The following is a 22,668-nucleotide window of genomic DNA, read 5'->3' as shown; positions in this document are numbered from 1 at the left end:
CGGAATCCAGCGGAAGAAAGGAAGTCTGAATAATGGGAAAAGCAAGAACTGATAAACTTGGTCAAATGAATGTGCTAAAATCAAGAATGCAGCTTCTCTGTCATACAATCGATTCACTCGATGAATCATCAGATATCGAAGATTTGGAACGACTGATCGTATCACTGGATCAACTCAAGGCGAAGGTCGTTCGATATGCGAAGGATATGAAAGAACAAGAAGAAACGAAAAAAGCGGTAGATTGAGACCGCTTTTTCATTTGCACAAACGGAAAGGATGAAATCAATGGCAACAAAAATCAAATTAAAGACTGGTGAGGTCCGTTCGGTCACGTGTCTACGAATGGGAATCAACGGTGAAGGGATCGCAACACTTGAACGACAAATCGTCTTCATCCCAGGTCTACTCGTCGGTGAGACGGCACAAATCGAGATCACGGAAATTCATGCGAACTATGCGAATGCAAAAATCTTAAAGCGTGACGATCGTTCACCAGACCGTGTTACTCCACTTTGCCCGGTCTATAGTGTCTGTGGTGGCTGTCAATTACAACACATGAGTTACGATGGACAATTGCGTTATAAGGAAGAAATGCTTCGCAACGCTTTCTTGAAATCAACGAAGTTGAATGTCGAGAAAGCGGATATCCGTCCGACGATCGGTTCGAAGGAATGGGAATACCGCAACAAGTCGCAATTCGTCGTCGGGAAACAAGGCAATGAAATCGTTAGCGGTCTCTATTCCGCCAATTCGAATCGTTTGGTCGCGATTGATGATTGTGTCGTCCAAAATAAGGATACGCTTCGCGTCAACCAAGCTGTCACGAAATTACTCAATGACTATAAAGTACCCGTATACCATGCATCAAAACAAGACGGTGTCATGCGCCATATCGTCGTCCGGACAGGAATCAAAACGGGCGAAATTCAAGTCGTGCTCGTTGCCTTTAAAGACGGCTTCCGTGATCTAGAGGGCTTATCGCGCGATATCATGGACATTCCAGGTGTCGTCTCGGTTGCACTGAACATCAATGATAAGTTGACATCACGTGTCTTCGGAGAAGAGACGGAAGTCTTGCGTGGCGTGGAACGGATTGAAGAAGAGATGGGCGAATTCACGTATCAACTTTCTCCGCGTGCCTTCTTCCAATTGAATCCGGAACAAGCAGAGCGGATGTATGAAGAGATCGCGCGTGCTGCTGCTTTGACAGGCGAAGAACGTGTCGTTGATGCCTACGCAGGTGTTGGTTCAATCGGACTTTGGATCGCTAAAGGAGCAAAAGAAGTCCGCGGTATGGAAATCATTGAAGAAGCTGTCGAAGATGCCAATGCGCACATGAAGCAATACGGATTCGACCATGCCCACTACGTCGTCGGTAAGGCAGAAGCGTGGATTCCGCGTTGGGTCAAGGAAGGTTGGATTCCGGATGTCTTCATCGTCGACCCACCCCGCTCAGGTTGCGATACACAATTGTTGAATGCGATGATCTCGTCTAAAGCGAAAAAAATCATCTATGTCTCGTGTAATCCGCAGACGCTTGCGCGCGATTGCGATCACTTGATGAAAGCGGGATACAAGGTATCGTACATTCAGCCGTACGATATGTTCCCACAAACAGCGCACGTCGAAGCAATCGTCGTGCTCGAAAAAAAGAAAAAGAAAAAGTTCTAAGTAACAAGCCCGTATGCACTTTTTGAACGAGTGGACATACGGGCTTTTTATCATGTTTGCGAAAGATAACCGAACGTCGCGTCACACTCAGCGAAGCGTTCCTTCAACCGAGCAACACGATCAGCAGGAAGTGGACCGCGCTCGATCAGTTGCTGATTCAGCGCGAGGTGTTCTGGTCGAGACGTACCGATGATGGCTGTCGTGATTCCTGGTTCAAAGACCGTGAAACGAAGCGCAGTTTCAAGCCAACTCGATTCCTCGAGTGGATAAGCGAGTTGTTGCGCACGTTCCCAATATGGTTCGACATACTGTCCGACCGGACGCTCCGTGAAGCGCCACGGGGCATTACCGATCGGACGCTTGGCGATGACTCCGTGATGTGAAAGAGTAGGTAGGATATCATCGACACGTTGATCAAACAGATTGAACGATGTTTGGAAACTGTCGAAGCGATTCGTTTCGATAGCATATGTCAAGTCTTCCCGATCACCGGAATAAGCGATGACGCGAACTTTTCCAGCTTGTTTTGCTTGTTCAAGCGCTTCGATGACATCTCCTTGGGCGAGGATTTCTTGACTACAAGAATGTAAGTGTACGATGTCGAGATAATCCGTTTGCATCGTCTGTAAGGCTTGATCGATGCCACCATGGACCGCTTCAAAGGTCCAGTCCTGCGTACCGGGAACATCATAGCCGACTTTCGTCGACAGAATGACGTCGTGACGACGATTCTTTAGAAATTGTCCGACGCGTTGCTCCGATAAGCCATAGCCGCGTGCTGTATCGATCAGATTGATGCCGAGATCACGTGCTTGTTCGAGTAAATAAACTGCTTCGCGATCCGTCATCTGTTCTGCGCCGATGTGACCAGCTCCGAACCCAAGCGGGGATACGAGTAGGTCGGATGTTCCAAAACGTCTTAACTCCATGAACAATACTTCCTTTCAGAAAATCTGTAGTTTTATATCGATGATGCTCGTTTTTGTTGAATACGATAGGCCAGATAACCAACGAGTGCCACGCCTGCAATCGACCATTGGATGATGGATGAGGATTGCATGAACTGATGGACGGCGAACACTTCGATTAACATGGCTGGAATTTTTCCGATCGTACTCGCAGTCAGGAAAAGTAGGATGGAAATACCACTAGCAGCACTGAAGATATTGACGATGCCAGACGGGACGAACGGTAACAGCCGCAGCAAGATGATCGTCAAAAAAGCTTCGCGTCCTCGTTGTGCTTGTAGTTTTTGTTGCAAACGAGCGAATCGATCCGGAAGTGGGCGACGAAGGGCATACCGCAGTCCTTTTCGGTAAAGTAGAAACGCACAAACCGCACCTAGGACTTCACCGATGAAAGAGAGCAATGTGCCCATCCATAGACCGAAATAGACGAGATTCGCAGCGGTGACGAACGTACTCGGTAGGACACCAAGTACACTGACGACGACGCCGACTAAGACACTAACGAACGGAGCGAACGGTCCGAAGAGTTCAAAGGTTTGGATGACATGATGTTCCATCATTCGAATCCATCCTCTTCATCCGGAAGAAGCGGTAACTCGATGTGGACAGTCGTTCCTTCTCCAAGAACGGAGTCGAACCGGATTGTCCCATCATGACGATCGATGATGTGTTTCGTGATGGCAAGACCAAGACCGGTTCCGCCATCTTTACGCGTCCGTGATTTATCGACACGGTAAAAACGTTTTGTCAGTCGATCAAGATGCTCTTCCGGAATGCCTTCTCCTTCGTCCCGGATAAGACAATGCGTCCGGTCGCCGATCGTTTCAGTCGATAAGAAAATCTGTTTACCAGGCGGTGTGTACCGTAAGGCGTTATCGAGTAAATTGCCGAAGACTTGCTCAAGGCGGTCCGTATCGCCTAAGACAATTTGATCCGGGTCGAGATTCATGACGAACGTGACTCCTTTTGACTGGGCGATGGGTTCCATCCGGTAAATGACATCTTCAAGTACTTGACTGAAGACAAGTGGTTGTTTCGACATCGGATAGGAATCGCGTTCAAGTTGAGCGAGATCGAGTAGATCATTGACGAGACGTTGCAGACGTTCCGTTTCCCGCTCGATGATTTGGTAATACTGCGCACGCTTTTCTTCCTCGAGCGAATCATCCTGCATCATCTCCGTATAGCCACGGATGTAGGAGAGCGGTGTCCGTAATTCATGACTGACGTTCGCGAGGAACTCCTTCCGCTGCTCGTCGACTTCTCCGAGCGATTCCGCCATCTTGTTTAACGTTTCTGCGAGTTCTCCGATCTCATCGTCCGATTGAATCGGAATCCGATAATCAAAGTCACCTTGTGCATAAACAGTCGAGGCGCGCTTCATGTCGATCAACGGACGGATGATCGTATCGATGATTTGTCGTCCGAAGATGACGAGATTCAAGACGATCAGTCCGATCATGAAGAAGATCATCAGGCGGAGTGGGCGGAATGGTTCACTGATTTGACCGAGTTCCAGATACAAGATCAGCGTACCAACCAGTCGATTGTTTTCGATGATTGGAAATCCGGTCATCAAAATGTCCGTTCCTTCAATCGGATGGGTCCGACTGGAGACGACGGTTTCACCGTTTCGAAGTTCTTCGATATCCGCATTCGTCAAAAAGCGCAGTCCAGCTGGATTTTTCTTCAGGAAATCGATAAAGAAGACTTTCGATTCCGTCAATTCATTCGTATAAGTCATTCCATCGTAAAAAGCACCGGACAGTCCTTCTGATTCATAGATATTGATCAGCTTTTCGCCTCGGTTCAATAAGATATCTTCCTGCGTCTGAAGATAGAACCGATCGTAGAGGTAGAACGTCAACAAGACGAATAAAATGGCGGAAAAAACGCTTGTGAACCAAATCGTGATCCAAATCCGGCGCCGGATCGTATAGCGCTTAATCATACTTCCTCGAATTTATAACCGATGCCCCAGACCGTTTGAATCGAGCCACCAGCTTCCCCAAGCTTTAAGCGAAGTGTTTTGATGTGTGTATCGACCGTCCGTAAGTTCCCGATATAATCCGCACCCCAGATTTGATCGAGTAACTGTTCACGAGAAAAGACCTTATCATTGTTTTGAGCGAACAGGTGCAGCAAATCAAATTCCTTACGTGTCAGACTGACCGGTTTGCCATTGACGTGGACACTCCGACTTTCAGTATCGAGTTCGAGCATGCCGAGCGTTAAAGTAGCCGATTGATCAACTGTAAAGCGGTGAGAACGACGAAGCGTCGCTTCGATGCGAGCAAGCAGTTCTCGAGGGCTGAATGGTTTTGTAATATAGTCATCAGCTCCGATTTTCAGCCCGTGAATGCGATCGAGTTCATCCGAACGTGCCGTCAGCATGATGATCGGAACGTTTGAGAATTCACGGATGCGCATACATGCTGTCAAGCCATCCATTTCCGGCATCATGACATCGAGTAGAACGAGATGGAATGTATTTTGTTGAATGAGATGGATCGCTTCTTGTCCATTAGAAGCTGTCATCGTCGTGTAGTGTTCTTTTTCAAGATTCGAGACGAGAAGGTCACGCATTTGTGCTTCATCATCTACTACGAGAATGTTAAACGATTCTGGCATTAGTCTTCGCTCCATTTCCTGTAGAAGAAAGTGTTTCTTCCATAAAGATGAGTTTTCTTATTTATCATACCATTTCAAACTTTAGAAGCGCATGCGTGGACACAAAAAAGCATGAGAGACAAGGCTCTCATGCTTCGAGTTGTTGGTGATCGTATAGTGTTTCGAGTTCCCGACCATGAATGTACATGTGGAAACTAGATTTAGAGACTTCATATAGGGTGAACTGTGTCTCACCGGCATTCAATTGCTCAAGAAGCGCAGGGCGCAACTCATCCGCACAGAACGCATACGGCAATTTTTCAGCTGCTTTTTGTGACCGAATATTGCTTTTGCGAATTTTCATGAAGACACTCTCATATCCAAGCTCGAAGAACAGCTCAGAGAAGAAGGCTTCTTTCGCTAAATGATTGTATCCTTTACCATGATACGGTTTACCTAACCATGTACCGAGAAACCCATATTGTCCTTCGATATCGAGTAAACTAATCGTACCAATCGGTTGATCGAATTCATCTAGGATGGTACGTGATACGATTTCACCACGTTCTTCCTCTTCGATTGCCTGCTTTGTAGTAAACAGAAATTCATCAAAGTACCGTGTTTTTTGGCGGACGTACGGATATACGTCTTGATGCTGCATCAGTTCGAACAAATCAGCGCAGTCGCTCAGCTCCCGTTGCTTGAGCATACTTCCATTCCTCCTTTTAGGACCGCAAGAATGATTGTCGAAAGCTACCTGTCTGACTCGTTTGAACCGCGCATGGTATGCCTTCTTCAGTTGTCGGATAAGATAATATTACCTTCTTTTTTTAAAATTGCAAGAAAATAATTTTTGTGAAAAAAGATACAAAAACAAGATGTTTTCCGTAAGCGTTCAAAACCCCCGAAAGGTGCAAAAAACACCTGGCGGGGGTAGGGTTAAGTCAAGTTCAGTTGAGCGTGTTCAAAAATAATTTTTCCGTCAATCATCGTCATGAGCGGCTTCGCTAAATAGTCGAGTGGAAAGTGGCTCCACAGGATGAGATCCGCGTCTTTTCCGATCTCAATCGATCCGACGCGATCGTCCACACCGAGTGAGCGAGCTGGATGAATTGTGATCGCGCGCAAGGCGACATCGACCGGTAGACCTTCTCGTGCAGCTAGACCGGCACAGAGATTCAAGTACTGGACAGGGGTGTACGGATGATCGGTCGTAATGGAGATCTCGAGACCATGCTCATGAAGAATCCGGTAAGTTTCCCATGTCTTATTCTTCAGTTCAATTTTAGACTTTCGCGTGAAGGTTGGTCCGACCGTCACTTTTTCGATTGGTAATTGTTCCATCTCTTTTGCGACGAGATGACCTTCCGTACAATGTTCGATACGCAAATCGAGATCGAACTCTTCCGCAAAACGGATGGCAGAAAGGATATCATCTGCTCGGTGCGCATGTACACGAAGCGGCATTTTATGATCAAGGACCCGTTTGATCATCTGATGGGCGAACGTTTCGGAAACTCGTTGTGTCCGAACTTCAAGAAAGGCTTCGCGCAACATCCCCATGATGCCCATCCGTGTCAGTTCACCGGCGCGACCAGCACTATGGACACGCTTTGGGTTTTCACCGAGCGCAACCTTCAGACCCGCATACTTTCGAAGAATCATATCATCGATGAACCGTCCGTGCGTCTTGATGACACTCGTGACGCCGCCGATGATGTTCATGCTACCAGGCATGACTTGAACGGTCGTGATCCCGTGTTCGACGGCTTCCTTAAATCCTTCATCAAGTGGGTACACGCCATCAATGGCACGCAGATGAGGAGTCATCGCGAAAATCGTCTCATTCGCATCATTTCCGACGGTTCCGGTACCTTCGTCATATAATCCGAGATGTGTATGGGCATCGATGAAACCGGGCAATAAAAAGTGACCTTCTGCTTCAATGACTTGATCGTTGTCTAAATGATCCAGTAATTCACCGATTTCAATGATTTTTCCATCACGAATACGGATGTCCCCGTAAAAACTGTCCGAAGTAATCGGATAGATATGTGCATTTCGAATTAAGATATCCAAGTATCGTCCACCCCTGTACTAGTTTGAATGCTCGATTGCTCGCAATGCATCCTTTAGTTCAGCATACCGAAACTTGTATCCGTTTTCGAGCGCTTTTTTCGGGATAACACGAGCTCCTTCTAGTACAATCGTACTCTTTTCACCGAGTGCGAGCTCTAACGCGAAGCGTGGCGCCGGGAGCCAGTGTGGGCGATGTAAGACTTTTCCGATTGTCTGTCCGAAACGCCGCATTGTCTCCGGGTGAGGCGCAGTGATGTTCAGCGGTCCTTCGACTGTCGGGGTCTCAAGTGCGAATAGGAATAAATCGACTAAATCATCGATGTGGACCCAGGAGACCCACTGTTTCCCGTCGCCCATCGTCCCACCACCAAACAAGACATAAGGCAAGCGCATTAACGGATAAGCGCCACCGGCTTTCGTTAAGACGACACCGATTCGTGGATGGACAAGTCGAATGCCAGCGTCGGCAATCGGGCGGGCAAGGTCTTCCCACGCGACACAGACATGACTTAAGAAGTCAGCGGTCGGTGGAAGGGGGTGATCTTCAGAGAAGGTTTGATGCCGATCTTGTCCGTAAATGCCAACTGCAGAAGCAGACAATACGACATTTGGCTTTTGATCGAGTGCTTCAACGATTCGAACGAGCTCCTTCGTCGTGCTGACGCGACTGTCGAGAATGACGCGTTTGCGTTCATCTGTCCAACGTCCGTCGTTGATCGAAGCACCAGCAAGATGAATAAAGGCATCGACGCCTTCTAAGTGCTGTTCCGGTTTTGCGTCTTCTGTCATCCACTTGATATATGTGACATGCGCGTCATTTGCTTTCGGATGACGCGTTAAGATAAAGATGTGATGTCCTTGATCTAGTAAACGTTTCGTCAAGGCTTGACCAATCATACCGGTTCCACCGGTAATCGCAATGTTCATGTAATCCATCCTCCCTAAATAAGTAAAAGTAGCTTCTTTCCATTTGTTCCCGTTCCATGGTTTCACTCAAACATAGACCTGCCTGTTCATGATATCGTAGAACTACCGAATCAGGTTAGGGGAGGAAACGAAATGAAGATCAAACGGATCTCGACGCAGAAAAAGAACAGCGAACGATTCAACATCTATGTCGAGCGCGATGGCAAAGAGGAATATGCCTTTGCCGTAGACGTCGATATCTTAATTAAATACAATCTACAACGCGATAAGGAACTGGATGACGACTTCGTCAAGGAAGTGTTAACGGCTGAAGAACAGCAAAAAGCGTATCGTCTCTCGTTGAATCATTTATCGTACCGCATGCGGGCGACGAGTGAAGTCGTCGCCTATTTAACAGAGAAAGAGACACCGGAGCATGCGATCAAACATGCAATCGATCGATTGACGGAGCAACGCTATTTGGATGATCAACAGTTCGCACTTGCTTATACGGCAACGAAAAAAGCGACGACACCTCAAGGTCCGGGACGGATTCGCCGCGACCTTGAGGCATTGAAGATACCGAAGACAGCGATTGATGAAGCGATCGTGACGTTTACGGATGAAGAGGAATACGAAAAAGTCCTGAAGTTTTTGCGGCAAAAGCAAAAAGAGCTGCAACGGCGTTCCGTGCGGGAACTGACACAAAAGTTGCAGTTAACGCTCATGCAGCGTGGGTTTTCGTCCGATTTGATTAAAGCGGGCATTGAAGAGGTGTTTCGAGCTGAAGAAGGTGACGAAGAAGAACAAGCGGCCCTTTATCAAGCGCGCAAGTATTATCCGAAATACCGACAACTTGAACCGTTCGAACGCGAACAAAAAGTCAAGCAAGCACTCGTCCGAAAAGGATTTCCATACGGTTTAGCGGCTCAAGTCCTCGAACAAGTCAAAGAAGAAGAAGAGGCGGAGTAATAAAAGCAAGACGAAAAATTGACAATTATCCGACAATTGTGCTATTCTACGCACAGACTAAGAAAAGGAGGAACCGTCCTATGAAAAAGCCAATTGGTTTCACTCATATCCAACAGCTGAATACGACGGAGACTCTTGAGCACGTATAAGTAATTCATTTCATGTGCGAGCAAGGGGATTCGTCTCCCGAGCGCGCAGACGAACAAGAATGCATCATGCCTATTTCAAGGCATACTGATTCTCGGACTGCATCCGGAAATCCGTATGCCTTTTTGCGTGCTCGGAAAAAGTACTTCATTTCACAGTAAAGGGGGGACCCTCATGCGTTTATTTCGGCAATTGAGTTGGTTTCTAAAAGAACACAAATCATCGTATCTCGTAGCAGTCGTCTTATTGATCATCACCGGCTTCATCGATTTAACGCCGCCATGGCTAATCGGTAAGGTCATCGACGGATTGCGGTCGGGATCGATGGACCAGGCGACGCTCTTGCAATACGTCATCGGATTAACAGTCATTTCCATCGTTTCCTTCATCTTGACGTATCTGTGGTTAGCGAAATTATTCGGAACGGCATTTTTATTAGAACGGACACTTCGGAGTCGCTTCTTTACGCACTTATTGAAACTGACGCCGACGTTCTACCAAAAGAATCGGACGGGAGACTTGATGGCGCTCGCGACGAACGACTTGAAGGCGGTCGAGCGGACAGCTGGATTTGGTGTCTTGACGCTCGTCGACTCGTTGAACATGACAGCGATCACCCTCGTCGTCATGGGGGTGGCGATCGATTGGAAGCTGACGCTCGCTGCCTTGTTACCGATGCCACTTCTCGCCTACGCGATGAATAAGCTCGGAAGTCAAATTCACGGACGCTTCATCACTGCCCAGGATTCATTCGGAACGATGAATGACCAGGTCGTCGAGTCGATTTCCGGACTGCGTGTCATCCGCTCGTTCGTACAAGAACCAGTCGATGTTAAACGCTTCGACGATGTCACGACGGATGTCTTTGAGAAAAACATGCACGTCGCAAAAATCGATGTCTTGTTTGAACCGATCATCAAATTGCTCGTCGGTTTCAGTTACTTGATCGGCTTATCGTTCGGGACATATCTCGTCTTTACGAACGACATCACGCTCGGACAATTGGTCGCCTTTAACATCTATCTCGGGATGCTGATCTGGCCGATGTATGCCTTTGGTGAATTAATCAATGTCATCCAGCGCGGGACAGCAAGTCTTGACCGCTTAGAAGCAACGATGCGAGTCAAACCGTTGATTGCTTCGACACCGCGGGAACACGTCGAACATCCCGAGCGGATCGAGATGAACGATTTGACGTTCTCGTATCCAGAGACAGCCCATCCGGTCTTGCGAGATTTGAATATTACGATCGAACAAGGATCAACGATCGGTATCGTCGGACCAACGGGATCCGGGAAAACGACGTTCTTGCGTCAATTCTTACGTGAGTATCCAATCGGACGGGATATGCTGACGGTCAACGGCGTACCGTATGAAGATATTGCGCTAGAGACGGTTCGCGGTTGGACGGGTTATGTGTCACAAGAACATTTACTATTCTCAAAATCCGTTCGGGATAACATTCTGTTCGGTGCAGGTGAAGCGACAGAAGAAGAATTGCAGGAAGCGATTCGTCTCGCATCGTTCGAAAAAGATATCGAAACGCTGGAACAAGGACTTGAGACGATGGTTGGTGAACGTGGCGTCACGTTGTCGGGAGGACAAAAGCAACGTCTGTCAATCGCGCGGGCGATGTTAAAAAAACCAGAGTTGCTGTTGCTGGATGATTCACTATCAGCGGTAGACGCGAAAACGGAATCACATATCATTGATTCGATTCGATCGAATCGTCACCAATCCACGACATTAATTGTTGCCCATCGTTTGTCGGCAGTGGCACATGCGGACGAAATCATCGTCTTGCAAGATGGAATGATTTCTGAACGAGGAACACATGACAGCCTGATGGCACAAAATGGCTGGTACGCTCAACAATTCGAGCGACAAAGTGAAGAGATGTAAGGAGGTGCCTCTGCATGAATGAATTAGAATTATACCAACTCGATCCGGCACGTCGGAAGACGACGATCCGTTCGTTGATCCGCTATGCGATGCATGAGAAACAAGCGATCTTTTTAGGATTATTTTTACTCGTACTGGCAGTCGGAGCGGAATTGACAGGTCCGTATATCGCCAAAGTCATCATTGATGAACATATCGTGGCAATTGAGAAGGACTGGGTCGAAGTTAAATCGAACGGTGCGGTCACATATGACGGTCGTCAGTTCGCCAAAGCACAAGACGTCTCTAAAAGTCAGATCGTTCAATCCGTCTCGATCGTCCAAACGACCAACGGCTACTTTTTCGTACCGAAACAAGTCGTCAGTGGAGGAGAGCGGAAAATCAGTGGAAATACGATGACGGTCACGCGTGGAGACGACGTCTACACGTATGATAATATTCAAAAACTGACACAAGGACAGGTCTATGATTTTTATTCAAAAGACTTAAAAGCAATCGGCTGGTTGTCCTTGATCTACGTCCTTTTGCTGCTGGTAGCAGCTGGTTTGAACTGGATTCAGCAAATCTTGCTCCAGCGATCTGCTCATAAAATCATTAAACGGATGCGTCTTGATGTCTTTACGCATCTGCAACGGTTACCGGTTCGTTATTTCGACCAGACACCGATCGGGAAAATCGTCAGTCGAGTCACGAATGATACGGAAACGATTCGCGATCTATATCTCGGTGTGCTCGCCCGGGTCTTCTCGGGGATCATCACGATGGCGGGGATTCTAGTTGCGATGTTCTTCCTCGATTATCGCTTAGGACTAGTCTCGCTGATCATCATTCCAATCGTCTATTTCTGGATTCAGCTGTTCCAGAAACTCGCGACGAAAAACAACTTCAAGGTCCGATCCCTCGTTGCCGACATGAATGGTCAACTGAATGAGAACATCCAGACGATGCCGATCATTCAGGCTTATGCACGCGAGAAGGAAGTCCTTGCTGAATTCGAACAAAAAAACGAAGAGAACTATCAGACACGGGCAAAGTTGTTACGACTCGATGCCCTGATGTCCCATAACTTATCCTACTTTTTGAAAAACTTGACGCTTGCTTTGTTAATTTGGGTCGTCGGCGGAAAAAGTCTGACGAACGGGTCGTTTTTATCGCTCGGGATCTTATATGCGTATATCGATTATGTGTCCCGTTTATTCGAACCCGTCACCCAAATCATGAATCAGCTGTCACCACTACAACAAGCACTCGTTTCAGCGGACCGGATGTTCCAGTTGCTCGACGAGAAGGGAGAGCCGGTCGAACAAGGTCGCGTTGCTCGGTTTAAAGGAGCGGTGTCCTTCAAGGACGTCGAATTTAGTTATGAAGCGGGAAATCCCGTGTTACGTGAAATTCAAATCGATGCTCGTCCTGGCGCAACGATTGCTCTTGTCGGACACACGGGTAGTGGGAAAAGTTCGATCATGAACCTGCTGATGCGTTTCTATGATCCGTCAAAAGGACAGTTGTTGATTGACGGACAGGACGTGACGCGTTTGCCGAAACAAGCGGTCCGTGAGCATATGGGCATCGTCTTACAGGATCCGTTCCTCTTCACAGGAACGATTCGCTCGAACATCACACTTGGCAATCCTGACATTTCCGAGGAACGTGTTCGCCAAGCGATCGAAGCCGTCGGCGCGGATCGGTTCATTGATCGTTTACCGAACGGACTCGATGAACCAGTCATCGAAAAAGGTGCCACGTTATCAGCGGGTGAACGACAGTTGATCAGTTTTGCCCGTGCGTTAGCGTTCGATCCTGCGATCCTAGTTCTTGACGAAGCGACAGCGAGCGTTGACTCGGAAACGGAAGCGGTCATTCAAGATGCCTTGCTGACGTTGACGAAAGGGCGGACAACGTTCATCATCGCCCACCGCTTGTCGACGATCAAGGATGCGGATGAGATTCTTGTTCTCGATCATGGTCGGATCGTCGAGAGAGGATCCCATGATGTGCTCCTCGCAGCATCCGGTATTTATGCGAAAATGTATGCGTTACAAAGTAAACGGAATCTTGAATTGAAATCAAGCTAATCCATCCAGTTTCTCCTCCTTTTCGTTTATACTGAAAAACGAAGAGGGGGAGTTTTTGTAATGGAGACACGGATGAGTCAATTATCGAAATACGAGCTTGAGATGTTGATCACGAAATTAAGTGAACAAAAACGAAAAGCGGAGCAACATGGGAATGTGAGTGAAGTGGAAGTCGTGACGCGAAAAATCGCCATTGCGAAAAGTTATTTGATCGATCCAGCACGATTCGAACGGGGAGCCTTTTACCGAATCGAAGGAGAAGAGGCACGATTTGAGTTACATTTCGTCAATGGGGTCATGGGCTGGGGACATTTTGAAGGAACCGCTCAGGAAGTCGCGATTCCGCTCGCGTTATTCACAGGAGAGGGAGAACAGACATGACGAATCGAGAACAAGCCCTTCAGCAATTGGCTGAAGAATTATTGCAAGTAAATGAAGTATTAACCCCGGAAGAAGCACTGACGTGGGTGGAAGTGCTTTGGGAAGATTTCGAAGCGACACTCGCGCGCGCGGGTGAGAAATATCAAGGTGAAGCCGTCGCAGTTCATTTCGTCGAACAACAGATCAAACAGCACGGGGCAATGTTACACCGGTTTAATACGACGAACGAAAAATTCAAGCATTTGATGACAGGTCGAAACGTCGAATGAAAAAAGCTCCGCACATCGGGATTTCCGTTGCGCGGAGCTTTGTCTTTATAATGCAGGGATGAACAGTTTTTTCTGCAAGGTCCGTTCGCTGAAGACCCAGCCGGTATAGGAGCTGACGATTTCTTGTGTGGCAGCGTTGATCCTGACGACGGCAACGAATGGATAGACTTCCTTCGTGAAGTAACGTAAGTTCGTAAAGCGGTATTCGACAATACCGTCCTTTCGTGAGACCGTATACGTATGAATCTTTGAAAACTCAAGAAACGCTTGCAAGTCAGCGTTTTGTTTGACGATTTCGTACAAGGCGTCACCGTGTGGTTCGTCCTTGATCCGGAAGTTTCCGCATTCGACGACGGTTCCACTGTTGATCTTAACGACGGAATACTCATCGCGTAAACGTGCTGCGACATGCCACTCATCCCATTTCATGCCAGGTGAGATGAACAGCTTGTGCGCACCGCGATAATAGCGGGCTGCGGTCGCAAGGGCATCATTTCGCAATTTGAATTGAACAGCGTAGTAGATGATGACGATAGCAATCAAAATCGGGAAGATGACGATCGTGGCTCTCGTTAGTAGCCAAATCCCGAACGCGGCATAATACATCGTGAACAAATACGGATCAAATGTATTGATGACACCCCAACCAATCCAGGATTTTTTAAACGGGTGTAAGGCTTGTGTGCCGTAAGCGTTAAACAGATCGACGAAGACATGAAGAGCGACAGCGATCTGTGCCATCAGCCATAATGAAGTCGGAGGTACACCGAATAACGTGCCGATGACGATCGAAAGTAATAATGGCCAAGCGAGCAAAGCGATCAAACCGTGTGATTTTCCGCGGTGTTGGCGCAAGTAGGCGCTGTTTCCTTTAAATTTAAAGACAGTATCGAAGTCCGGTGCGTGTGAGCCGACGAGCGCTGTCGTCGTCACGGCAGCAAACAGCGTCGTGCTCGCTGCGACGTCAGGGTGTAGCGTCGAAATGGCGGCGAGACAAAGTCCCATGCCAATATGCGTACCAGTATCCAATGCGAATTCGCTCCTTCTATGAAATCGTGATGGTGAATCCATCGTGGTTCTGCCGAGTAATTTTTAATTAATATATCGTATTTAAGAGAAAAGAGGTAACCTTTTGACTGTCGTTCAAGAATATTTCACAAACTTTAATAAAACACAATTTACCACAGAACTGATTGCCTGGTTCCTTCGTGAACAGCGAGATCTCCCGTGGCGAAGAACCAAAAACCCGTATCATATCTGGATTAGTGAAATCATGCTCCAACAAACGCGCGTCGATACAGTCATTCCGTATTATGAGCGCTTCACGAAACGTTTTCCGACACCGCATGATTTAGCAGAAGCGGATCAAAGTGAAGTCCTGAAGCACTGGGAGGGCTTAGGGTACTATTCCCGTGTCAAGAACCTTCAAATCGCGGTTCAGGAAGTTGTTGAAAAATATGATGGAATCGTGCCCGATGAAAAGGAATTGTTCAGTCAGCTGAAGGGCGTTGGTCCGTACACGACAGGAGCGGTTCTATCGATTGCTTATGGGCAAGCAGAACCGGCAGTAGACGGAAATGTGATGCGCGTCCTCTCGCGTGTACTTGGGATTTATGAAGACATCGCTGCGCCGAAGACACGGAAATTGTTTGAGGCAGCAGTTCATCAATTGATTGATCCGGCTGACCCGTCCAGTTTCAATCAAGGCTTGATGGAACTCGGTGCGATGGTCTGTACGCCAAAGTCTCCGATGTGTGGACTCTGTCCTGTTCAAGACGTTTGTTTCGCATATGATCGAAATGCACAGGAAGAACTACCTGTGAAGACGAAGAAAGGGAAGACGCAAATTATTCCGTATGATGCTCTCGTCTATGAAACGAACGGAAAAATCGCAATTGAACAACGAGCAGAAACGGGTTTGCTCGCAGGTATGTGGCAATACCCACTTCGAGAAGCAGAAGAAGATCGTAATGGGACGCTTGTCGGTCACGTCCGACATATCTTCTCACACCGGATTTGGGAAATTGCCGTCTATCGCGTGACGGAACAGCCGGACCAGACAATACTGGTTGATCAGGAAACGTATGCGACGCATCCGGTATCTGTCGCGCAAATGAAGATTGATCGACTATTAAAGGGGGAGATCTAATGCATACTTTTCGTTTTGAGACACGTGTCGATACATCAAAGGAGCAAGCGTGGGATTTTTTAAGTGACGCCAAAGCCTTAAGTCGATTGACGGTATTTCCGCAAGTGAAGACTTCGGGTGATACACGGACGCGAGCAGGAAATACGATTCGTCTACGTGTCGGAGTTTCTCCACTATTTGTCTCGTGGACGTCTTGGATTCCTTTCGTAGAAGAATATGTCTTCGTCGATGTTGGTACAAAAGTTCCGTATCCATTCCGGGCATGGTGCCACGTGCACCGAGTCGAAGAACGTGAATCTGGCGTCTTTTTCGTGGATGAAGTGACGTATGCATCGTTCTTGCCAGCCTTCGTCATTGAAGCATTCATCTTGAAACCGATGTTCAAACAACGAAAAAATGCGATTTTGAATCACTTTCAAGCCTGAATTCCGTCATTTTTCTGAAAAAATACCCTTTCGTTTTTCATGCGTTCTGAAAATGGGTATAATAAGCACGAGAGTATAACAGAATGGAAGAAAAACGCTTTAGAAAGGAGTAGCACATGAGTCGATTCCCAAAAGAAAGTAGCAAGATTGAGATTCAAAGTTTCAAACATAACGGGAGCTTACACAGAGTTTGGGAAGAAACGCTCGTGCTGAAATCGACGGAAGAAGAATTGATTGGGTTCAATGACCGCATCATGGTCAGTGAATCGGATGGTCGTCAGTGGCGAACGCGAGAGCCTGCAATCTGTTACTTTTCAACAGAACTCTGGTTCAATGTCATTTGTATGATTCGGGAGGATGGCATTTACTATTACTGCAATCTTGGATCACCTTCTACGTTCGATGAGAAAGATCGAGCAGTCAAGTACATTGATTACGATTTAGATATCAAAGTGTATCCGGACATGTCCTACATGATCCTCGATGAGGACGAGTATGAGAAGCATCGCCGCGAGATGAACTATCCGAAGGCAATCGATCGTATTTTGAAAGACAATGTCCAAATCCTGATTCAATGGATCCGCAGTCGGAAGGGTCCATTTAACCCGGCTTTCGTGGATATGTGGTATCGTGAATATGAAACAAGATATCGGAGATGATGGTTCGCCATCGTCTTTTTTTAATTGAAGGAAGTGAAACACGTGGCAACACAAACAAAACGTAAGAAACAAGGTTCGATCCGCCGCTATATGGCGTTCGTCAAGCCGTATCAAAAACAGATTCTCCTGACGGTTTTCGTTGGGATCATCAAGTTCTCGATCCCACTTGGACTTCCGTTGTTGTATAAGTACATCATCGACAATATCCTAACTGGAAACACGATGCCGATGGCGGAAAAAAGTAAACAATTGGCGTATTTGATCGGAGCGGGTGTCTTCATCTTCCTGATCGTCAAGCCACCGCTTGAATACGTCCGTCAATACCTCGCGCAATGGTCCGCGTCGAAGATTTTATTTGACGTTCGTAATCGATTGTTTGATCATGTTCAGAAATTATCGCTTCGTTTTTATTCGAATACGAAAACCGGAGAAGTCATCTCGCGAATCATCAATGATGTCGAGCAGACGAAAGACTTCGTCGTCACGGGATTAATGAACCTATGGCTTGATATGATCACGATTTTCATCGCGATCGCGATCATGTGGACGATTGATCCGAAGTTGACGCTCGTCGCGATTATTCCATTACCATTCTACGCCCTCGCCGTTAAGTTCTTTTACGGTCGTTTACGCGGATTGACACGGGAACGTTCGGCAGCCCTTGCGGAACTACAAGGTCATTTGACGGAACGCGTCAACGGAATGGCAGTCATTCGTAGTTTTGCACTCGAACCACACGAGAACAAAGCGTTCAAACATCAAAATGATGGCTTCTTAAAAGCCGCGCTGCGTCAAACGAACTGGAATGCGCGGACGTACGTCGTCGTCTCGACGATTACGGACTTCGCACCGATCCTGATCTTCGGAACGGCAGCCTTCTTCGTCTTGAATGGACAAGTCTCGCTCGGGACGATGGTCGCGTTCATTGGTTATATCGACCGTCTGTATGCGCCGCTCGGTCGTCTCGTCAACTCCTCAACGACGTTGACGCAGTCGATCGCTTCGATGGACCGGATGTTTGAGTTTTTAGATGAGCCGTATGACATCACGGAAAAACCGAATGCACGCGATCCAAAAGATGTCCGCGGAAACGTTCAGTTCGAAAACATCAGTTTCGCTTACGAAGAAGGCGGCGAGCTAGCAATTGATCGCTTAACGCTTGACGTTCAGGCAGGTGAACGGATTGCTTTCGTCGGGATGTCAGGTGGTGGGAAATCGACGCTCGTCAGTTTGATTCCGCGTTTTTATGATGTGTCTGCCGGTCGGATCACGCTTGACGGCGTTGATATTCGTGACTTGAAGTTGCGTGGTCTTCGCGATCAGATCGGGATGGTAATGCAGGAATCGATTCTCTTCAGTGAATCGGTCCAAATGAACATCAAGATGGGGAATCCGGACGCGACGGACGAGGAAGTCATCGCGGCGGCAAAAGCAGCGAATGCCCATGAATTCATCGAACGATTACCGAACGGTTATCATACGCCGGTCGGTGAACGAGGCGTTAAGTTATCGGGTGGTCAAAAGCAACGTCTTGCGATTGCGCGGGTCTTCTTGAAGAATCCACCGATTCTGATTTTGGATGAAGCGACGAGTGCGCTCGATTTAGAGAGCGAGGCGATGATTCAAGATTCGCTAGCACGTCTCGCGAAAGGGCGGACGACGTTTACTGTCGCGCACCGTTTATCAACGATCACTGATGCCGATAAGATCGTCGTCATCGAAAATGGTCAAATTACGGAAATCGGAACACACGAAGTCCTCATGCAAAAACGGGGTGCGTATTTCGAACTGTATGCCATTCAAAATCTGGAACTCGTCGAATAACACAAAAGCAGCGATCCTCGTGAGGATCGCTGCTTTTTTAGAAGGAAGACTTAGAGTCGAGCAAAGGCACGATCGACTGCTGTGATCGTCTCTGTGATGTCGGCTTCCGTATGTTCTGTCGTCAAGAACCACGCTTCGTATTTCGAAGGGGCAAGGTTAACGCCTTCTTCTAACATCAACTTGAAGAAACGTCCGAACATCTCGCTATCTGCACGTTCTGCACCATCGTAATCGATGACTGTTTCATCCGTGAAGTAGACCGTCATGGCACCTTTTAGACGGTTGATCGTAATCGTGACGTCATGACGTTTTGCTGCTTCTAGCACACCTTGTTCGAGTAAGGCACCGAGGTGATCAAGTTTTTCATAGACACCAGGCTGCTCAAGTAGTTCAAGACAAGCGATACCGGCAGCCATCGATGCCGGGTTACCTGCCATCGTTCCCGCTTGATAAGCCGGACCGAGTGGCGCGACGTGTTCCATGATTTCTTTACGACCACCATAAGCACCGATTGGTAAACCACCACCGATGATTTTGCCGAGTGCTGTCATATCGGGGCGGATATCGAGTAACTCTTGTGCACTGCCGTACGTGAAGCGGAAGGCTGTGATGACTTCATCGTAGATGACGAGTGCGCCGTGAGCATGTGTGATTTCGTTGACCGCAGCAAGGAATCCAGGTTGCGGTTCGACGATACCGAAGTTTCCGACGATCGGTTCGACGAGTACACAAGCGACCTGATCGCCCCATTGTTCCATGATTTGACGATACGATTCGATATCATTGAACGGTGTCGTAATGACTTCTTTTGCCGTCGCTTTCGTGACGCCGGCTGAATCTGGGGAACCAAGTGTCGCTGGTCCGCTTCCTGCTGCAATCAGCATCAGATCCGAGTGACCGTGGTAACAACCACTGAACTTCACGACGAGCTCACGACCCGTATACGCTCGTGCGACACGAATCGTCGTCATGACGGCTTCGGTTCCCGAGTTCGTAAAGCGTACTTTTTCAAGCGAAGGGATCGCTTTTTGTAGTTTATGTGCAAAGTCAATTTCTAGACGGTGTGGTGTGCCGTAAAGAAGACCATTTTGGGCAGCATGGGTGATCGCTTCCGTAATGTGAGGATGACCATGTCCCGTGATGATCGGACCATAGGCTGCTAAGTAATCGATATAGCGATTGCCATCGACATCATAAAAGTAAGCACCTTCTCCGCGTTCCATATAGACAGGTGCGCCGCCACCGACGGCTTTGAATGAACGGGATGGGCTGTTGACGCCACCAACGATACACTCTTGTGCGATTTCATATAACGCCTCTGAAGTAGGACGTGTAGTGTGGGTAGACATGAGGATTCCTCCAATCGATGATTCGTGAAAAATATCACGATATGATTGTATCATGGACGTCAAATCCGATGCAGAGCCGTTGACGGAATGCCTATTTGTAGGTAGACTAATTATAAAGATTACAATCTGATAATCAATGAAAGATAGAAATGAGGGGATGGACGTGGCTAACGAAATGCTGGATGACGCCGTGAAGTCACTTCGGGAATCAGGCGTTCGAATGACACCACAACGTCACGCGATTTTGGAATATTTAACGAAGGGACACACTCATCCGACAGCGGATGAGATTTATCGTGCACTCGAACATCGATTTCCAAACATGAGTGTGGCGACTGTATATAATAACTTACGCGTGTTTCGAGAAAAGGGAATCGTTGAGGAAATGAATTACGGAGACGCTTCAAGTCGCTTCGATTTCGTTACGACACGCCATTACCACATGATCTGTGAGAACTGTGGAAAGATCGTTGATTTCAACTATCCTGTGCTCGATGATGTCGAAACGGTTGCGGCGCACTTAACGGGCTTTAAAGTCGATCGTCACCGATTAGAAGTGTACGGAACTTGTCCGGACTGTCAATCGAATGTCCAATAAAAAAACGAGCTGCCTTAGCGGGGAGCTCGTTTATTGTGTTTATTATATTTTTCATCGAATTCTTTTCCTTCAAGAGACGGATCCATCGTAAGTGGTTCATCGCAATGCATACATAAGTCGACGCGACCAAGGACTTTTGTTTCTTTTCCGCAGTTTGGACAAGTGACGACGGCTGCCTTCGTTGATGTCAGACCAATCAAGAAATAGAGTGCCGTACTGGCAAGAACCATGACGAAACCGAGAAGCATGAGTAAGACCATGATGATTTCAAATTGTTTGAGTAATAGACCGCCATACATGACGAGCATCCCACCGAACACAAGAAACATAGCAAGGTTTCGCGCGCGGTTTATTTTATTTTTACGTTGTTTTTTCAAGTGAATTCCCCCTGTTGTCAGTCTAGCATAAGAAGTGCAACTGTCTGAAGGAGGAAAGCTTGTTTTTTTGTCGAAAATGGTAACGACGAGTTCGTATAGAAGGGTGAGAAGTACATGGAACAAGCAACACGAACGATTTATTCGGAATACGCGGCTTATCGTGAAACACAAGGTATCATTGCTGTTGAGAAACGGCAACCACGGGATTCCTTGACGGATCAATTTGATACACTTCTTGTCGTCATCACGAGAGACCCAGAAGTCGAGTGGACGATCAAACATTATCGACTGAATACACTAAAGGTGTCATTACACCTCGTACATGAAGATGTCTTATCACGCTGGATTTTGTTAAATGCCAATCGACGTGCGATTCACTGGATTGCAGAAGGAACGATCGTTTTCGAACGGAACGATTATTTAGTTGACTTAAAACGGCAACTCTTAAACTTTCCTGATGAGGAAAGATGTCTACAGATGACGATCTCATTCGCTAAACTTCTGCGTCGTTTCCAAGATGGAAGGAATTTGTTCAGTCGCGGACATCATTATGATGCCTATACACACGTCCATCACGCTTTGCATCATCTCGCGCGATTATCTGTTCTTGAAAAAGGAAAACATCCCGAGACAGTCGTCTGGGAACAAGCACGACTGGATGATCCGGATGTTTATAAACTATATGAACAATTGTTGATGAGTGAAGAGACATTAGATCAACGTATTCACCTCGCCTTGATTGGTCTTGAGCATCTTCTCCAGTCTAAGGTCTTATCGGGAGGACGCTATTTATTCGAAATCATGCGTGAGCGGACAAGTCCTTGGACGATGTATGAATTGATGGAAGAAGAGCGACTGCAAGAAGTCAAAGTGGATTTAAGTAGTCTGATTGATTTCTTCATGCGAAAAGGTCTGATCAGAATTTCTTATCAAACAACTAAAGGAGCAGGGGTCGAACTCGTGACGTATGAGCCGGTCGTATGACGATCGGCTTTATTTTATCATTTGATTGTTTTTTGCTATATATGGAAGGGAAAAGATTATAAAAGTTTTTTTAGAAAAACTATTGACGTTATTATACCGAGATAGTATATTAATACATGTCGACAGGGCAACACGCACTGGACGGTGACGAGAAAGAAAAAAGATTTCAAAAAGGGATTGACGCTTAAGTTATTCCGTGATATCTTATTAAAGTCGCTGAAAACGACACGACGAACTTTGAAAACTGAACGCTGAGGCAAAAACCGCATTCTACGGAATACAAAAACGAATGAAGTGCAAGCTTCGTCAATCGGGACTTCGGT

23 protein-coding genes are annotated in these 22,668 nt (G+C 47.2%); 13 read left to right on the top strand and 10 right to left on the bottom strand.

All coding sequences use genetic code 11. The features are described from left to right. Positions 1–32 precede the first annotated feature (32 nt). Both B3G15_RS04245 and rlmD read left to right on the top strand, forming a co-directional pair. Positions 33–245: an SE1561 family protein gene (locus tag B3G15_RS04245; protein ID WP_023467294.1), complete on the top strand. Its 213-nt coding sequence runs from the start codon at positions 33–35 to the stop codon at positions 243–245. A gap of 40 nt (positions 246–285) precedes the next feature. Continuing rightward, positions 286–1,671: a 23S rRNA (uracil(1939)-C(5))-methyltransferase RlmD gene (rlmD, locus tag B3G15_RS04240; protein WP_290716098.1), complete on the top strand. Its 1,386-nt coding sequence runs from the start codon at positions 286–288 to the stop codon at positions 1,669–1,671. A gap of 50 nt (positions 1,672–1,721) precedes the next feature. Here the strand turns inward: rlmD and B3G15_RS04235 are convergent, their stop codons facing one another. From B3G15_RS04235 to B3G15_RS04205, 7 genes are all read right to left on the bottom strand, one after another. Further along, a complete protein-coding gene (locus B3G15_RS04235) occupies positions 1,722–2,600 on the bottom strand; it encodes an aldo/keto reductase (protein WP_290716095.1) in 879 nt (292 codons plus the stop codon). A gap of 32 nt (positions 2,601–2,632) precedes the next feature. Then, entirely contained in the window at positions 2,633–3,199 is a 567-nt protein-coding gene (locus tag B3G15_RS04230) for a TVP38/TMEM64 family protein (RefSeq protein ID WP_290716092.1), read from the bottom strand. After that, positions 3,196–4,590 (bottom strand): sensor histidine kinase, encoded by a 1,395-nt coding sequence (locus tag B3G15_RS04225; RefSeq protein WP_023467298.1) that lies wholly within the window; start codon positions 4,588–4,590, stop codon positions 3,196–3,198. The genes B3G15_RS04230 and B3G15_RS04225 overlap by 4 nt, the downstream gene beginning before the upstream one ends. Beyond that, on the bottom strand, positions 4,587–5,270 hold the full coding sequence (locus B3G15_RS04220) for a response regulator transcription factor (protein ID WP_023467299.1): 684 nt from the start codon (positions 5,268–5,270) through the stop codon (positions 4,587–4,589). The genes B3G15_RS04225 and B3G15_RS04220 overlap by 4 nt, the downstream gene beginning before the upstream one ends. 127 nt (positions 5,271–5,397) lie before the next feature. After that, positions 5,398–5,958, bottom strand: coding sequence for a GNAT family N-acetyltransferase (locus B3G15_RS04215; protein ID WP_023467300.1), 561 nt, complete (start codon positions 5,956–5,958; stop codon positions 5,398–5,400). Positions 5,959–6,188: 230 nt separating this feature from the next. Next, positions 6,189–7,328, bottom strand: a complete 1,140-nt coding sequence (locus tag B3G15_RS04210) for an amidohydrolase (protein WP_290716084.1) — start codon at positions 7,326–7,328, stop codon at positions 6,189–6,191. Between the two features lie 18 nt (positions 7,329–7,346). Further along, positions 7,347–8,255, bottom strand: a complete 909-nt coding sequence (locus B3G15_RS04205) for a TIGR01777 family oxidoreductase (RefSeq protein ID WP_290716081.1) — start codon at positions 8,253–8,255, stop codon at positions 7,347–7,349. 132 nt (positions 8,256–8,387) lie between these two features. Here B3G15_RS04205 and B3G15_RS04200 point away from each other — a divergent pair, with 132 nt between their 5' ends. The 5 genes from B3G15_RS04200 to B3G15_RS04180 all read left to right on the top strand — a co-directional run bounded on the left by B3G15_RS04200 (position 8,388) and on the right by B3G15_RS04180 (position 13,980). After that, complete coding sequence (locus tag B3G15_RS04200) at positions 8,388–9,206, top strand: RecX family transcriptional regulator (protein WP_149426886.1); 819 nt, start codon at positions 8,388–8,390, stop codon at positions 9,204–9,206. A gap of 321 nt (positions 9,207–9,527) precedes the next feature. Further along, entirely contained in the window at positions 9,528–11,255 is a 1,728-nt protein-coding gene (locus B3G15_RS04195; protein WP_290716078.1) for an ABC transporter ATP-binding protein, read from the top strand. Between the two features lie 14 nt (positions 11,256–11,269). Beyond that, positions 11,270–13,330 (top strand): ABC transporter ATP-binding protein, encoded by a 2,061-nt coding sequence (locus tag B3G15_RS04190; RefSeq protein ID WP_290716075.1) that lies wholly within the window; start codon positions 11,270–11,272, stop codon positions 13,328–13,330. Positions 13,331–13,390: 60 nt separating this feature from the next. Continuing rightward, positions 13,391–13,711: a DUF1811 family protein gene (locus tag B3G15_RS04185; protein ID WP_023467306.1), complete on the top strand. Its 321-nt coding sequence runs from the start codon at positions 13,391–13,393 to the stop codon at positions 13,709–13,711. Next, the gene (locus B3G15_RS04180; RefSeq protein WP_023467307.1) at positions 13,708–13,980 is read left to right on the top strand and encodes a YfhJ family protein; all 273 of its coding nucleotides are present in this window, start codon (positions 13,708–13,710) and stop codon (positions 13,978–13,980) included. Before B3G15_RS04185 ends, B3G15_RS04180 begins: the two co-directional genes overlap by 4 nt. 45 nt (positions 13,981–14,025) lie before the next feature. Here B3G15_RS04180 and B3G15_RS04175 read toward each other — a convergent pair whose 3' ends face one another. Beyond that, positions 14,026–15,009, bottom strand: coding sequence for a metal-dependent hydrolase (locus B3G15_RS04175; protein ID WP_290716062.1), 984 nt, complete (start codon positions 15,007–15,009; stop codon positions 14,026–14,028). Between the two features lie 103 nt (positions 15,010–15,112). On the opposite strand from B3G15_RS04175, the gene mutY reads away from it, so the two are divergent. The 4 genes from mutY (at position 15,113) to B3G15_RS04155 (ending at position 19,037) form a co-directional block, all read left to right on the top strand. Continuing rightward, positions 15,113–16,129, top strand: coding sequence for an A/G-specific adenine glycosylase (gene mutY / locus B3G15_RS04170; protein WP_214725254.1), 1,017 nt, complete (start codon positions 15,113–15,115; stop codon positions 16,127–16,129). Continuing rightward, on the top strand, positions 16,129–16,554 hold the full coding sequence (locus B3G15_RS04165) for an SRPBCC family protein (protein ID WP_290716052.1): 426 nt from the start codon (positions 16,129–16,131) through the stop codon (positions 16,552–16,554). The genes mutY and B3G15_RS04165 overlap by 1 nt, the downstream gene beginning before the upstream one ends. 116 nt (positions 16,555–16,670) lie before the next feature. Then, positions 16,671–17,213, top strand: coding sequence for a nucleoside tri-diphosphate phosphatase (locus B3G15_RS04160; protein ID WP_023467311.1), 543 nt, complete (start codon positions 16,671–16,673; stop codon positions 17,211–17,213). A 90-nt stretch (positions 17,214–17,303) separates the two neighbouring features. Next, a complete protein-coding gene (locus tag B3G15_RS04155) occupies positions 17,304–19,037 on the top strand; it encodes an ABC transporter ATP-binding protein (RefSeq protein WP_290716693.1) in 1,734 nt (577 codons plus the stop codon). 50 nt (positions 19,038–19,087) lie between these two features. Here B3G15_RS04155 and B3G15_RS04150 read toward each other — a convergent pair whose 3' ends face one another. Next, complete coding sequence (locus B3G15_RS04150; protein WP_290716046.1) at positions 19,088–20,386, bottom strand: glutamate-1-semialdehyde 2,1-aminomutase; 1,299 nt, start codon at positions 20,384–20,386, stop codon at positions 19,088–19,090. A gap of 175 nt (positions 20,387–20,561) precedes the next feature. On the opposite strand from B3G15_RS04150, the gene perR reads away from it, so the two are divergent. Next, entirely contained in the window at positions 20,562–20,984 is a 423-nt protein-coding gene (perR, locus tag B3G15_RS04145; RefSeq protein ID WP_373954792.1) for a peroxide-responsive transcriptional repressor PerR, read from the top strand. Positions 20,985–20,998: 14 nt separating this feature from the next. Here perR and B3G15_RS04140 read toward each other — a convergent pair whose 3' ends face one another. Then, entirely contained in the window at positions 20,999–21,361 is a 363-nt protein-coding gene (locus B3G15_RS04140) for a DUF2614 family zinc ribbon-containing protein (protein WP_029340912.1), read from the bottom strand. A 114-nt stretch (positions 21,362–21,475) separates the two neighbouring features. Here B3G15_RS04140 and B3G15_RS04135 point away from each other — a divergent pair, with 114 nt between their 5' ends. Further along, positions 21,476–22,345, top strand: coding sequence for a nucleotidyltransferase-like protein (locus B3G15_RS04135; protein ID WP_035398755.1), 870 nt, complete (start codon positions 21,476–21,478; stop codon positions 22,343–22,345). Positions 22,346–22,668: the final 323 nt, after the last annotated feature.

The sequence above is a fragment of the Exiguobacterium sp. UBA1053 genome, from assembly GCF_002316465.1.
GTDB lineage: Bacteria > Bacillota > Bacilli > Exiguobacteriales > Exiguobacteriaceae > Exiguobacterium_A > Exiguobacterium_A abrahamii.
The sequence above is the reverse complement of the archived record's forward strand: the minus strand, read 5'-3'. Positions and strand labels throughout refer to the sequence as shown.